The 13209-nt window shown below is 33.6% G+C and carries 15 protein-coding genes and 1 pseudogene; 7 read left to right on the forward strand and 9 right to left on the reverse strand.

Annotated features, from left to right (window positions below; translation table 11 throughout):
• Positions 1-9: 9 nt before the first annotated feature.
• From ACLBWW_RS19990 to ACLBWW_RS20005, 4 genes are all read right to left on the reverse strand, one after another.
• Positions 10-639, reverse strand: coding sequence for a LysE family translocator (locus ACLBWW_RS19990; RefSeq protein WP_098631432.1), 630 nt, complete (start codon positions 637-639; stop codon positions 10-12).
• Between the two features lie 181 nt (positions 640-820).
• Positions 821-1474: a DUF2306 domain-containing protein gene (locus tag ACLBWW_RS19995; RefSeq protein ID WP_098633530.1), complete on the reverse strand. Its 654-nt coding sequence runs from the start codon at positions 1472-1474 to the stop codon at positions 821-823.
• A gap of 219 nt (positions 1475-1693) precedes the next feature.
• On the reverse strand, positions 1694-2317 hold the full coding sequence (locus tag ACLBWW_RS20000) for a hypothetical protein (protein ID WP_048545474.1): 624 nt from the start codon (positions 2315-2317) through the stop codon (positions 1694-1696).
• A gap of 140 nt (positions 2318-2457) precedes the next feature.
• Entirely contained in the window at positions 2458-3108 is a 651-nt protein-coding gene (locus tag ACLBWW_RS20005) for a VanZ family protein (protein WP_098641936.1), read from the reverse strand.
• Positions 3109-3369: 261 nt separating this feature from the next.
• On the opposite strand from ACLBWW_RS20005, the gene ACLBWW_RS20010 reads away from it, so the two are divergent.
• From ACLBWW_RS20010 to ACLBWW_RS20040, 7 genes and pseudogenes are all read left to right on the forward strand, one after another.
• On the forward strand, positions 3370-3810 hold the full coding sequence (locus tag ACLBWW_RS20010; RefSeq protein ID WP_048545477.1) for a hypothetical protein: 441 nt from the start codon (positions 3370-3372) through the stop codon (positions 3808-3810).
• A 5-nt stretch (positions 3811-3815) separates the two neighbouring features.
• Positions 3816-3968: pseudogene (locus tag ACLBWW_RS20015) on the forward strand (DhaKLM operon coactivator DhaQ); the annotation flags it as partial.
• Between the two features lie 362 nt (positions 3969-4330).
• Positions 4331-4831 (forward strand): hypothetical protein, encoded by a 501-nt coding sequence (locus ACLBWW_RS20020; RefSeq protein WP_048545478.1) that lies wholly within the window; start codon positions 4331-4333, stop codon positions 4829-4831.
• Positions 4832-4834: 3 nt separating this feature from the next.
• Positions 4835-5314 (forward strand): hypothetical protein, encoded by a 480-nt coding sequence (locus ACLBWW_RS20025; RefSeq protein WP_002064076.1) that lies wholly within the window; start codon positions 4835-4837, stop codon positions 5312-5314.
• A gap of 286 nt (positions 5315-5600) precedes the next feature.
• Positions 5601-5912 (forward strand): ArsR/SmtB family transcription factor, encoded by a 312-nt coding sequence (locus tag ACLBWW_RS20030; RefSeq protein ID WP_002140623.1) that lies wholly within the window; start codon positions 5601-5603, stop codon positions 5910-5912.
• 286 nt (positions 5913-6198) lie between these two features.
• Positions 6199-7374: an MFS transporter gene (locus ACLBWW_RS20035; protein WP_048545482.1), complete on the forward strand. Its 1176-nt coding sequence runs from the start codon at positions 6199-6201 to the stop codon at positions 7372-7374.
• Positions 7375-7968: 594 nt separating this feature from the next.
• Positions 7969-8073, forward strand: a complete 105-nt coding sequence (locus ACLBWW_RS20040) for a YjcZ family sporulation protein (RefSeq protein ID WP_000505689.1) — start codon at positions 7969-7971, stop codon at positions 8071-8073.
• A gap of 105 nt (positions 8074-8178) precedes the next feature.
• On the opposite strand, the gene ACLBWW_RS20045 is transcribed toward ACLBWW_RS20040, so the two are convergent.
• The 5 genes from ACLBWW_RS20045 to ACLBWW_RS20065 all read right to left on the reverse strand — a co-directional run bounded on the left by ACLBWW_RS20045 (position 8179) and on the right by ACLBWW_RS20065 (position 13192).
• A complete protein-coding gene (locus tag ACLBWW_RS20045) occupies positions 8179-8550 on the reverse strand; it encodes an ATP synthase subunit I (RefSeq protein ID WP_048545484.1) in 372 nt (123 codons plus the stop codon).
• Between the two features lie 22 nt (positions 8551-8572).
• Complete coding sequence (gene pssA, locus ACLBWW_RS20050) at positions 8573-9157, reverse strand: CDP-diacylglycerol--serine O-phosphatidyltransferase (protein WP_116442975.1); 585 nt, start codon at positions 9155-9157, stop codon at positions 8573-8575.
• Positions 9150-9608 (reverse strand): MarR family winged helix-turn-helix transcriptional regulator, encoded by a 459-nt coding sequence (locus tag ACLBWW_RS20055; protein WP_000167608.1) that lies wholly within the window; start codon positions 9606-9608, stop codon positions 9150-9152. Before ACLBWW_RS20055 ends, pssA begins: the two co-directional genes overlap by 8 nt.
• Positions 9609-9764: 156 nt before the next feature.
• Positions 9765-11204, reverse strand: coding sequence for a 6-phospho-beta-glucosidase (locus tag ACLBWW_RS20060; RefSeq protein ID WP_098801913.1), 1440 nt, complete (start codon positions 11202-11204; stop codon positions 9765-9767).
• Positions 11205-11299: 95 nt separating this feature from the next.
• Positions 11300-13192: a beta-glucoside-specific PTS transporter subunit IIABC gene (locus ACLBWW_RS20065; protein WP_098801912.1), complete on the reverse strand. Its 1893-nt coding sequence runs from the start codon at positions 13190-13192 to the stop codon at positions 11300-11302.
• Between the last annotated feature and the right edge of the window lie 17 nt (positions 13193-13209).

The raw sequence follows: 13209 nt of genomic DNA on the forward strand, positions 1-13209 counted from the left end.
TATTCAGGTTTATTGAGGAGCTTTTGTTTGAAGCAACTTTAACCCCATACCAATAAAAATCAGTCCTGTTATCTTATTTAGAATCATTCCTACCTTTTGGTTTCCTCTTAATTTTTTTGTAACATATGAAGAGAAATAAGCAACAAATAAACACCATAATAGTCCAGTTACTGTAAAAGTAAGTCCTAAAATGATAAAAGGCATAGGACCTGAAGCCTTTGTATCTATAAATTGCGGAAGAAACGCAATAAAGAATAAAGAGACTTTTGGATTCGTAAGACTTGTTAAAAGCCCTTGTATATATATTTTTCTAATGTTCAATTTATTGGATGAGGCCTGGAAAGCTACATTTGTCTTATCAAGTGTCATTTTAATCCCTAAATATACAAGATAGATAACACCTATAACCTTAATAGTGTTAAATAGCACAATGGATTTTGTAAGTATAATAGATAAACCAAAAGCAACCAATAACGTATGAACTAAAGAACCAGTAATAATACCAAAAACAGAATACACACCTGCTTTTCTACCTTGTGAAATACTTCTTCCCACAATATACATGGTGTCCGCACCAGGAATTAAATTCAATAAAATTCCTGTTAGTAAAAACACTTCATAATTAATAATACCGTACATTCTAGCACCTCTATCTAATTTTTTGGTGCCCTTATTGATATTAAATTAAATAGACGGAAAAAGAAAGTATTTTCTATTTATTCAATAAAGTTAGTGGATTTTTGAATCTACAAACGAAATCCAGCTATTAAAATATTCAATTACTGAAGAATTCTGCACTCAATATTACAGCAAATTTATATCAAAAATGTAAATTCTCATTTCCCTGGTACTTTCCTTTATTAAGTCTTTTTCTTATGAATAATTCTGCAACAATTAAATTAGGTACCCACGCTAACCAAGCAATAATAGCGTAACTAAGTTCAAACCGCTCTATTCCAAATAGAACGATAAACAACGGTAGCCAAATTCTTAATGTAACTGCTCCAAAGGTTAAAGAATAATTTCTAATCATCCAATTCCGATGCTCTTTAATTTTTTTATTCTTAACTCTATGTAACGCTTCATATGCTGATGTTAGCCAAAATACAGATAACAAACCGAAACCTAGCTTCGCTACCAATCCTCCCGTAGCATAAAAGGATAGATATAGTCCAGAAACGCCTCCTAATAATATACCAACCATATAGATTCTCCCAACTATTCGATGACGGTTGATATTCCTTTCTCTAAATCTAGTGGATAATGTAAAAGGACCAATTACTAATGCTACTATACTAGTTGTAATATGTATAAATAGCATCATATACCAGAACGCACTTAATTTAGATCCAAACATAAGCTTCACTTTTACAAGCCCTGTTTGAAATCCATCCATAATAAAATATTGGACAACAATATAACTAGCTACTAAAAAAGCAAAACAAGTAACTACAAACCAAATTTTCCTGTTCAAATTTTACTGCCTCCTTATTACATGAAGGAATTAGATTATTCATTACTGTTCATTCTAGGGAAAAATAGAAAAGCCTTCTTTACTGATCTATTCGACACATTGTTTTTATAAACCGAATGACTTACATGGAACGACGAATAAAATATATGATATAAGAGCCTTCTTCATACATAAAAACCCTCAAGTATATCGTTCTATACTTGAGGGTTTACTCATCTCTCATTTTCTTACATCAATATTCAGCTCATCTGTAATCTGCTCAAGATGAAAAAATCTTTTTATATAATGGATATCAGACCATTTCTCTTCCCCACCAATAATAAATAATTCTTGCGCATCATACATAAATGAAAAGCTTGGATAGAAACTGTCAGCCTTTATTTCAATCTCACCAGTACGATTACTGATAACCTTACAGTCTGCTGAATAGCTTAATAACGTATAGAGAGAATCTTGTGCTGATTGGAAGAAATACTTCATAAGTGTGGTTATAGTAATGAACACGTTAAAAAAGTTCGTATCCCTTTTCTTATTAGTAAAAACTAGCTCAAAATGGAGTTTATTCTCTTCTAAAAAACCTTCAATAAAGTTTCTACATAAATACGTTTCAAATAACATATACATAGGAAATTTTTTATTTGCACCTATCAATCCTTTAATGATTTCTTCGAATCCTGTATGCTGATTCCAATTTGTTCCCACCCCTATCATAATAGGACGATTTAAATAGATAGGATACGGTGATAATCCTTCATCTTTTAACATATACACTCTTTTTCCATCTGTATGAAGAGCTGGTTGATACTCTTTTAGTACGTATTGGGATAATTGAACATGTAACACATTTACACCTGCCTATCATGTCATACATAAACTATATCTATTAAATTAGAAAAAAGGATGAACCATTCACATTTTACCGTGTTTAAGCGAGGAGAACTAGAATCATTTTATAAACGAAATCGCACAAGGGCATAATCACCTCACTGAAGGATGACAGGTCTTCCAAATAAAGCTGGATAATAAATGAACATCGCACCTACAAATGAACAAACTAAACAAAAAACAGCTTCGTATTTTATGACTAAAGAAGAGTTCGTATCAAGATTTTTGCCCTCTCTTTTTAATATCATTTTAAATAATGCTGTATATAATATTTTATATAATACATACCCAACAATCGCCCCGAGGGTATTCGTAAATACATCATCAATATCTGTAATTCTATTATTTAGTAATTGATTTAACTCAATTGCCAATGAAAAAAAGAATCCCGCACATACGGTGTTTTTCATTTTTCTAAACTGCGGCCAAATAGTCGGTAGTAAAAAACCGAACGGCATAAACAGTACAATGTTTAAAAGATACGTCGTACTACCTGCCGTATCAAATAGAGTCAAATTAATTTGATTTACACGAATCCACGTTTCATATCTACTTATATCCCATACAGTCGCGATTTGCGTCACCTTATACACGAGCGAAAGGTAGAACAGAAAAACATATACCCACAAAAAATGCAGAATAGATATAGCTCTTTTCACTTTAAAATAAAATCCAATTTGAAACACAATACAAAACATAATAGTAAAAAAATAAGTATACAAATAACTCATCAAAACTCCTGTATCCATGTAGAATCCCCTAACTTTACAATTTCATCTATGACTTTGTTGTTTATAGGATAGGAAAAACTTTTAAAATAAAAAGTGGGGTAAACATAAAATTTTTCTTAAATCTTCACATGCAACCTTGTAGTATTTTCATCCATACAGTATATATAAGTTAAAGTCTGACTCAACCAGATATACTTATTCTGACAAGAGGAAAACAGGAAGCATGAATGAAAGGGTACTTGATAAAATAAGAATTCATGATGCGTGGGTGAATACATAATGTTAAAAAAGCTAGAAAATCTAATCACTTCGGCCGCTTTCGAAGAAGCTGAAAAGTTATTTAAAAACAATAGCTTTAAGGACTTCTCAGAAGAAATGCTATATGTTACTTATGAAAACAGCAGTATTACCAATTATAGTTTTATACATTATTTATTAACGAAAAAAGAATCAAGTGAGTTACATGATCTTGCATTTGATTTATTAGTAAATCCTTTATACCATATTGAAGGAGCATATCATTCTGCTTTGTATCATGCTAAAAGATCCGTGGATTTAACAAAGGAAGAAAATGTGGATAGTTTATTGCAATTACTGTTTCTTCATTCCGTACCAGATAAATTAATTTCTGATCAAAAGGCAATTGCAATTTGTAATACAATTTTAGAGCTGGATGCTTTTAATATAATCGCTACAGAAACTATTAAGGAATTATATTAATTAAGGGCGTCGGCATCCACAATGAAAAAAGGGTACCGTAACGAAGTACTGTCCTCTCTGAAATATTAACGATCGAACTAATGAACAAACTTAAAAGTATTTACCACTGGAGAAAAGGTGATAACTTTGCCATCCTTATTAATCGACTCGGCGTAACTACCACCATAATCTCTCCTTTGAGTCGGAGTGGAAATGCAAGGTCACACATGTATTTTAACGGATTCAGTTTACTTTATATTTTTAAGCATTAATTGAGCAGGCCCTTTAAGAAAAAAAGAGCAGAAACCCTAAGTCCCCTTCCTCCTACTTGATAACCACATTTTATGTATTAAGCTGCTATCCAATATTATTGTAGTTCAAATTATTTTTCTGAAAATTCATAACCGTACACTTCATTAAGTTTACATTTATTGACAAGGTAATCTTATCAAAAAAAAACATAAAAAACTATACTTGTAATAAATACCTATTAAACTTAAAATTTGGTTGTACAGTAAAAAATTACAAGGGGATGAATTAATTGAAAAGATTTATTAAACCACTTCTAATCGCTTCAGCATTTGCTTTAGGGATTACAACAATTGCACCTGAGAAGGGGTTTGCAGAAGTATCTAATTATGAAAATAAAATTGAAAGCACTTACGAATTAGAGTACAATAACGATGTTTCATTTGAAAATAATTTTGAAGTGAAGGATTACAGTGAGTTAGAGCAATCTAATCTACAAGGTACTGAAGGTCTTCCTGAACATGGCGTACAGTATGCACTACCTTTAATTCCAGTTGCTATTGCTGCGATTATGCGCCTTGTTCCAGTGGCATTAAAAGCTGGATCTAGACATATTAATATGTCTAAGTTTACTCAAAGGGTATCAGGTCAACTATTTAAAGATCCTAAATCAGGATGGTCTATTTCTAAAGAAAGGTCTGGTAACCCTCATGGAGGAAGTGCATGGAAGTTGATAAGTCCAAAAGGAAAAAAGGAAGCTACTTTAGATAGTAAAGGAAAGGTTCTTAGATAAAAAATGTGTGAAATCAAAGATTTGTTTCAAAAGTTAATTGAAGAATATTATGAGAAAGAAGATACCGATTTTTACGTTGTAGATACTTTTCCAAAAATAGTAAAGAGTGAAAAGTATTTTGATTTTGAAGAGAATATATTGCTACAGAATAAATATAACATTTTAAACAAAAGTGTTTTAGCTTTAAGTAAGTTATATTTATATGATGAGAATATTTACATTTTGGATAATGTAGAATCCCTAAATTATAGCAAATACACAAAATCTATAACTGAATTTAATGATGATGTGTTGAAATTTTTACCGTGTACAGAAGTAGATAAGCTCATATTAGTATTTTCTGATTTAAAAATAGGCGTAATAATTGGTGATGGTTGTTTTGCCTATGTAAGTTTTGAATCGAAAGATTTAAAACTAGTTGAGCAACTTTGTATATCTGAAGGCTTATTTGTAGCACACACTAAAGACCCTGACAGAAATTAAAAAAGGAATGCTGGTATTAATATCAGCATTCTTTTTTAATTTGAATATTTTATGTATATTCGAAAATATTAGATGAATTTAAATTCCTGCGAATGGCAGCCAATTTAATATTATTGTCCTGCTACTTCTTGCCGTTGACAAACATACTATATAACAGCAAACGAAGAAAAAACAAGCCCTATTACTAGAGCATCTCATTCAGATTTAAAAGAATCTACATATACCTTCTCCCCTTAAAATCACTAAAACCCATTTACAAATCTATAAAAGTAGATATAATATCCTTATGGAACCTTTATTAATTTATAAAGCATTGTCAAATGAAACAAGATGTCAAATTTTATCATGGTTAAAAAATCCAGAAAACCATTTCGACGAAAAACCTTATCTAGAACAAGACCTTAACTTTCAAGTTGGCGTATGTGTAGGAGATATCCAGCTTAAAACTGGCTTAGCTCAATCGGTTATTTCTAGTTATTTATTAACTATGAAAAAAGCAGGCTTACTAGATTCTGACCGAATTGGAAAATGGACCTACTATCGTCGAAATGAAAAAACAATACGAGAGTTTTCTGAATACGTCCAAAACGAATTATAAAATGAAAGCTAATAATCAATCAGCATACTAATTGATTATTAGCTTTCACACATTCTGCTTTTTTACAGGTATTCAATTACTTTTTATAAATTGCACTGCCTATAAAAGCAAGAAACATCGAAAGGAGAATTTTTTTTAATATATCATATCTAGTTATTTAGATATCTGTTATTGTATTTAAGATTACATACTCCTGATAATATTGGCATCCAATCATGCTTATAATAATGCTTCTTTGTTAATAAATTTATTTTCAAAATACTGATACGAATGGGGAGTTTTATAAATGAAAAAAGTAAATCCTTTACTTATTCTGACACTCGCAATAGGTGTGTTCGGAATTATTACTACCGAGATGGGTATTGTCGGCGTATTACCACAAATCACTGAAAAATTCGGAATTTCAACTACACAAGCTGGATTTTTAGTAAGTATATTTGCACTAGTTGTTGCTATTTCTGGTCCATTTTTAATTCTGCTCGTCTCTAGTATGAATCGCAAAATAATTTTATTAACAGCAATTTTTATATTTGTTATTTCAAATTTAATCTACGCTTATACAACACAATTTGAAATCATGCTTATTTTTCGTATTTTACCGGCAGCGCTTCATCCACTCTTCTTTTCAATCGCTCTTGTAACAGCTGCTAAACTTGTCCCTCCAGAAAAGAGCGGTCAAGCAGTTACAAAAGTTTTCATGGGAATTACTGTTGGCTTTGCTTTAGGTGTACCACTAACCTCTTACCTTGCAGACCAATTTTCACTCCAAATGGCTTTCTTATTCGGAGCATTCGTTAACACTGTTGCATTCATTGGAATACTACTCCTACTTCCTTCTATGCCTGTTAAAGAAAAAATGTCTTTCGGCAAACAAATTCGTATACTCGGCAAACCAGGATTATGGTTAAATATTTTAACCGTCACATTCCTTTTTGCAGCCATGTTTTCCGTATACAGCTACTTCGCTGAGTACCTTGCAAAAGTAACTTCCATGAATGGATCTCTCATCAGTATCATGCTATTCATATTTGGTATAGTTATGATTTTAGGTAATCATTTATTTGGTGGTCTCCTACAAAAAAACATAATAAACACTGTAATATCATTCCCTATTCTATATTCTATTGTTTACATATTGGTTTACTATTTAGGTTCCTACCTTGTTCCAATGATTTTTATAGTATTCGTTTGGGGAATCGTACATGCTGGTGGGTTAATTGTTGGTCAAACATGGTTAATAAGTGAAGCTAAAGAAGCACCCGAATTTGGTAACAGTCTATTCGTTTCGTTCTCAAATCTCGGAATTACTTTAGGAACCACTATTGGAGGCTGGTTCATTTCAAACTTAGGTATTCACCAGCTTATTTGGAGCGGCTTTATATTCACACTACTCTCATTTCTATTAATTATAATAAAACTAAAATTTTTCAATTCTAATAGCCAGGCTTCATTATCAAGCTAGTACATTTTCAGTTCCAAATTCGATAAAAAACATTATAAATTCTTCTTATAAGATTTTATTAACTAAAAAGTATAATGCTCAAAGCCTTTAGCCATAATTACGACTAAAGGCTTTTTTGTATATAAAAATAATTCTAAAAGGAGCTAATTTTATGGAACATAATCAAAATGGAGTACTTGCTTTAATTGTTTTGTTTTTAGGATTAGTGTTTTTTGTTAGTGGAATGGTTTATCATTTATGGGGTTCTTTTTAATGGTATGATTGTAATCACTCATAAAAACCCTCAAGTATATCGTTCCCTTATTAATTTCAACGTTTAGACAGATACATAATTCCAAAACTAAACCGTTTATTACAATTATCGATATGGAACATTTCCAAAAACAACTTAACATGGTAAAATAATATTCGGACGGGAGTCCAATATTATTAAAATTAAGATGGTTCAAGTCGGAGAAAGGCACCTTAGGGTGTCTTTTCTTTATTTTCAAAAGGACCTGCTCAATTATTGTGTAAAAAACATAAAGTAAGTTGAATCCATTAAAATACATGAGTGACCCCTTGTTTTCCCCTCTTATTAAAGGAGGAACTATTATGGGATTTGGTGGTAGTTGTAGTAGTGGTTGTGGCGGCGGCTTTGCTTTACTAGTTGTATTGTTTATTTTATTGATCATTGTTGGAGCTTCTTGCTTCTGCTAAAAAACTATCGGAAAAGACACTCTTATATGGGTGTCTTTTCTTTGTAATAAAAAGCTCTCTATAAAGGAAAATTTTCACATCCAAATTAGTGATTTACACAGCACTTTATTCCTTCGCATCCCTCATACTGTAATACCCTAAATTAATAATAATTAAGAAATACCCACCCATAATTCCAGCTGCAAATGTCCACATGTACTCACGGTGTTCAATTTCATACATAATAATCGCTCCGAGTATGGCGGCTGCAAACCGATTCATCATGCCAAGCATTGGTGCTTTTTCTTTTTTTACGATGCTATCTCCGAACTTTTCGATACGCCTTTCTAAAATCCAGGCGCAGTACATACTTACTAAAAGGCCAATGCTTATCCCTACAAACTGGGCTCGAAAAGGTGTCATCAGCCATCCCAATAACATCACGCCTAGCAAACAATATATTTGTATGTTGAATGATCTTAATGCCATACGAATCATGTTATGCTCCTTATCTTTCCTATTAATCCCATCTTTCGGACTTCAAGCTTTCCGATACATCCTTTTTAAAATGGGGGAATTTGATTTTGCTCACCATTAAATAAGCGAGTACGCATGTGCCAAACGCCACAGAAACTGGATTATTTAAGAGGCATAAAATGAGGAGACACATTGCCGCAAATGGAATGGGCATTCCAATGAATGTTGGGAGTTTACTTTGTTGCGTGTTAAATCTTGCAAGCCGAAGCATTCCGCAAATACTATACGCGAGTGCACATATCATCCCGATAGACTGCAAATCTTTTAAAGCGACACTATAGGCAAGAATAGATGGTGCCACACCGAAGGTAACTAAATCCGCAAATGAGTCTAACTCTCCGCCAATTTCCGAAACAGCATCAAGTTTCCGAGCAACCATGCCATCAAACAGATCAAATACCATCCCTGTAATAATGAACATAACTGCACCATACATATCGTGAACGAAAACAGCGTGAATAGCTAAAAGCCCACACACAAAATTTGCTATCGTAATCATATTTGGTATGTAACTCATCACACGCTTCTCCTCCTTTCTACTAATTGCTTCAACTTGCTTCTTACTCATTAGACTCAAGTTCCTTCTGTTTTTCTTCCAATATCACTTTATTTATTTTCGTTAACGTATCAGTCATTTGCTGCAAAGCTCCGATATCAATTTTCGAGAAATATTTCTCAATCAATACATCATCTAACTCGGACAATCTTTCGATATATTTACTACCATTTGGACCGATCGTAAGGAAATACTCCCTTTTATTATTCGGATTAACTTGTTTTGAAATCATCTGTTGCTTTTCCAATTTCGATAAAACTTGGCTCACCGCACTTTTCGTTATATTAAAAGTACTCGCAATGTTATTCGCTGTCGTATTTTCATTTAAATTAATATGAAATAACATGCTCTCTTGCTGCCCAGTAAGACCAAACTCATCCTTTAAATCTTGAAATAGTAAAATGTAAAGTTCCGTGTAGGCTCGATTCATTTCATTAATTACTTCTTTATATGATTTAGTCATAGCGTTCTTCCTCCATGCTGCTCTTTCATCTTATCTAATAGTTTAGTTCACTTAACTAAACTATATTACACCTTTATGTTTGTGTAAAGGGAAATGTCGCTTTATCATTCACAATGAAAAAAAGAAGACATCAATTAAGATGCCTCCTTTTCATACTTAAGACTCCAAACTCTCACCATTCGTCTTAATTACTTCCTTATACCAATCGAAGCTTTTCTTCTTCGATCTTTTTAATGAACCTTTTCCTTCATTATCTTTATCAACGTATATATATCCGTAACGTTTTTTCATTTCTCCAGTAGAAGCACTTACAAGATCAATCGGGCCCCAGCTTGTATAACCGATAATATCTACTCCATCTTGGATTGCTTCGGACATTTCAATCATATGTTTTTGCAAGTAATCAATACGGTATTCATCATTCACTTCGTCTTCACCATTTAATTGATCGATTGCACCGAGACCATTTTCAACGACAAATAAAGGTTTTTGGTAACGATCGTACAGTTGGTTCGCTGTAATACGGAAGCCTTTCGGATCAATTGTCCATCCCCACTCTGATTTTTCAAGATATGGATTTTCAACAGAACCGAATACATTCCCGCTCGTTATACTTTTTAACACTTCTGGATCTGTACTTGTTGCTCGGCTTGAATAGTAGCTAAAGCCAATATAATCAACTGTATGCTCTTTTAAAATTTCCTCGTCTTCTTTTTCCATTTCAATTGTTACATTGTTATCTTTAAAGAATCGTCTTGCGTATCCAGGATATGCTCCTCTTGCTTGTACATCAATGAAGAAGAATGATTCACGGTCTTGTTCCATCGCACGAAGTACATCATCTGGATTACATGTGTACGGATACGTCGCACCTGCCGCAAGCATACAACCGATTTTTGCATCTGGAATGATTTCATGACACGCTTTTACAGCTAACGCACTTGCGACAAGTTGATGATGCGCCGCTTGATACTGAATTTGTTTTTTATTATCACCTTCTTTAAATGCTAGACCTGCTCCCATGAAAGGTAAATGTAAAAGCATATTAATTTCATTAAACGTCATCCAATATTTCACTTTATCTTTATATCTATTAAAAATCGTTTTTGCGTACGTCTCGAAGAAGTTTACAAGCTTTCTACTTCTCCAGCTTCCATACTTTTCTACTAAATGAACAGGTACATCGAAGTGAGCCATCGTAACAACTGGTTCAATACCGTGCTTTAACAGTTCATCAAACAAATTATCATAAAACTGTAATCCTGCTTCATTTGGCTTTTCATCTTCACCACTTGGGAAAATACGCGTCCACGCAATAGACACACGTAACGCTTTAAATCCCATTTCTGCAAATAGAGCAATATCTTCTTTATAACGATGATAAAAATCAATTGCTTCATGTGATGGATAAAACTCTCCTTCTACGGGCGTAAAGGAATGAATATTTCCTTTCATAATATCCCAGCGGTTTTCACCAGTTGGTAATAAATCAACCGTCGTTAATCCTTTTCCGTCTTCTGCATACGCTCCTTCAACTTGATTGGCTGCAGTCGCTCCACCCCATAAAAATCCTTTAGGAAAAATAACTTTAGACATATAGAAAAACTCCTTTATATAAGATTTAACGAGGAAAGGTATTATGCTTCTCAAAGAATACCTTTCTTCGTGTGAACCAATATGAAATATAACTACTATTTAACTCCTAACTCTAATAAAGAATCTCCTGCTTGAATCTTTTCTACTTCTGTTTTTTTGATGCTATATTTATCATAATTTGTAACAACAACTGGTGTTGTCACAATGTAACCCGCCTTTTGGATTTCAGCTATATGAAACTCAATAAGTAATTGTCCTTTTTCTACTCTTGCTCCTTGTTCAATATGAGAAGAGAAAAATTCGCCGTTTAATTTCACAGTATCCATTCCAATATGGATTAAAATTTCAGCACCTGAATCCGCCGTAATTCCTACCGCATGATTCGTCGGGAACAGCGCAGCAATCGTACCTGAAACTGGTGAAAACAACTTTCCTTCTGAAGGCTCAATCGCAACTCCTTCACCTAACGCACCTGATGCAAATGCAGCATCATCAATATTTTGAAGCGGCATAACAGCGCCATGGAAAGGACTAAAGATTACTTCATCATCGTTTGATGCAGCGATTTTATTAATTGTTTCAGTTGTTTCTGTAGATGTTTGTTTTTTCGTAAAACCAAATAAGTAAGTTAGAATAAAACCTACTATTAAAGAAACAACCATCGAAATAATTGCTCCCCAAAATCCAGCTGTAATCCCATCTTTCGGACTAATAAATGTCGGAAGCGTAAATATACCAAGGCCACCTGTCATATAAACTTGTGTACCAAATACGCCAAGTATTGCGCCGCCAGTTCCTCCAGCGATACAGCTCATAATAAACGGCTTTTTTAGCGGAAGTGTAATACCATAAATCGCTGGCTCTGTAACACCGAAAATACCTGAAATAAAAGCTGGAATGCTAAGTGTTTTTGATTTCTTGTCTTTCGTTTTAATCCAAACGCCAAGCACAGCACCAATTTGAGCAAATGAAGCGGCAAATATAAGCGCTAGTATCGGATCAACACCGTTTACCGCTAAATTGTTATAGCCAATCGGAACGACGCCCCAATGAAGGCCAAATATGACAAGTACTTGCCAGAAAGCACCGAGTAAAGCACCCGCTACTAATGGGCTTGCATGATAAACCCAAAGCGTCGCCTGTCCTAAAAACTGCCCTGCCCACGTCGCAATTGGGCCAATAACGAGAAATGTAACTGGTACAACGATTAATAATGTGAAGAATGGTAATAAAAATGTTTTCACAACATCCGGAATCACTTTCTTTAAAGACTGTTCTACTTTTGCTCCAAAATAAGCAGCAAGAATAATTGGAATAACAGATGATGCATAGTTCATTAAAATAACTGGTATGCCTAAAAACGTAATATGAATTGGTGATTCAAACATCGTCCCTGCAAATAACGTATATAATGGCTCACTTGCTTTTAAACCTAATAAAGCCGGATAAACTAAAGCTCCCCCAATTGCCATACCGATGAATGGTGATCCTCCGAATTTCTTACTTGCTGTATATCCAAGGAAAATCGGGAAGAAATAAAATAATGAATCGCCAACTGCATTTAATATTTGATACGTTCCTGACTGTGTACTTAACCAGCCTAACGCTACAAATAGAGCATTAAATCCCTTAATCATCCCTGTTGCAGCTAGCACCCCTAAAATAGGAGTAAAAATGCTAGAAAGAATATCTATAAGACTACTCTTTTTCTTCTCACTCGTATTTTCTTCCTCAGCTTCCTGAAATCCTCCAGCAGCAATAACCGCTTTATACACGTCGGATACATGGTTACCAATTACAACTTGATATTGTCCGCCGCTTTTCATAACAGTCACAACATCTTCCATGTTTTTCAGTACTTCTGTATTTGCTTTCTCCTCATCTTTTAACTGAAATCGTAAACGAGTGATACAATGTACAACGCTATGTATATTTTCTCTCCCGCCAACATTCTTCAGTATGTCTTTTGCTAATTTTTCATACTTCATAGTAATTTCCCCTCCCT

This window comes from Bacillus sp. M5A3_1b, assembly GCF_053345335.1.

What these genes read in the sequence shown, in the direction of transcription:
- ACLBWW_RS19990 (WP_098631432.1), bottom strand. Translation starts at nt 639, where the DNA reads ATGTACGGTATTATTAATTATGAAGTGTTTTTACTAACAGGAATTTTA.
- ACLBWW_RS20005 (WP_098641936.1), bottom strand. Translation starts at nt 3,108, where the DNA reads ATGGATACAGGAGTTTTGATGAGTTATTTGTATACTTATTTTTTTACT.
- ACLBWW_RS20010 (WP_048545477.1), top strand. Translation starts at nt 3,370, where the DNA reads ATGTTAAAAAAGCTAGAAAATCTAATCACTTCGGCCGCTTTCGAAGAA.
- ACLBWW_RS20025 (WP_002064076.1), top strand. Translation starts at nt 4,835, where the DNA reads ATGTGTGAAATCAAAGATTTGTTTCAAAAGTTAATTGAAGAATATTAT.
- ACLBWW_RS20030 (WP_002140623.1), top strand. Translation starts at nt 5,601, where the DNA reads ATGGAACCTTTATTAATTTATAAAGCATTGTCAAATGAAACAAGATGT.
- ACLBWW_RS20035 (WP_048545482.1), top strand. Translation starts at nt 6,199, where the DNA reads ATGAAAAAAGTAAATCCTTTACTTATTCTGACACTCGCAATAGGTGTG.
- ACLBWW_RS20040 (WP_000505689.1), top strand. Translation starts at nt 7,969, where the DNA reads ATGGGATTTGGTGGTAGTTGTAGTAGTGGTTGTGGCGGCGGCTTTGCT.
- ACLBWW_RS20045 (WP_048545484.1), bottom strand. Translation starts at nt 8,550, where the DNA reads ATGATTCGTATGGCATTAAGATCATTCAACATACAAATATATTGTTTG.
- pssA (WP_116442975.1), bottom strand. Translation starts at nt 9,157, where the DNA reads ATGAGTAAGAAGCAAGTTGAAGCAATTAGTAGAAAGGAGGAGAAGCGT.
- ACLBWW_RS20055 (WP_000167608.1), bottom strand. Translation starts at nt 9,608, where the DNA reads ATGACTAAATCATATAAAGAAGTAATTAATGAAATGAATCGAGCCTAC.
- ACLBWW_RS20060 (WP_098801913.1), bottom strand. Translation starts at nt 11,204, where the DNA reads ATGTCTAAAGTTATTTTTCCTAAAGGATTTTTATGGGGTGGAGCGACT.
- ACLBWW_RS20065 (WP_098801912.1), bottom strand. Translation starts at nt 13,192, where the DNA reads ATGAAGTATGAAAAATTAGCAAAAGACATACTGAAGAATGTTGGCGGG.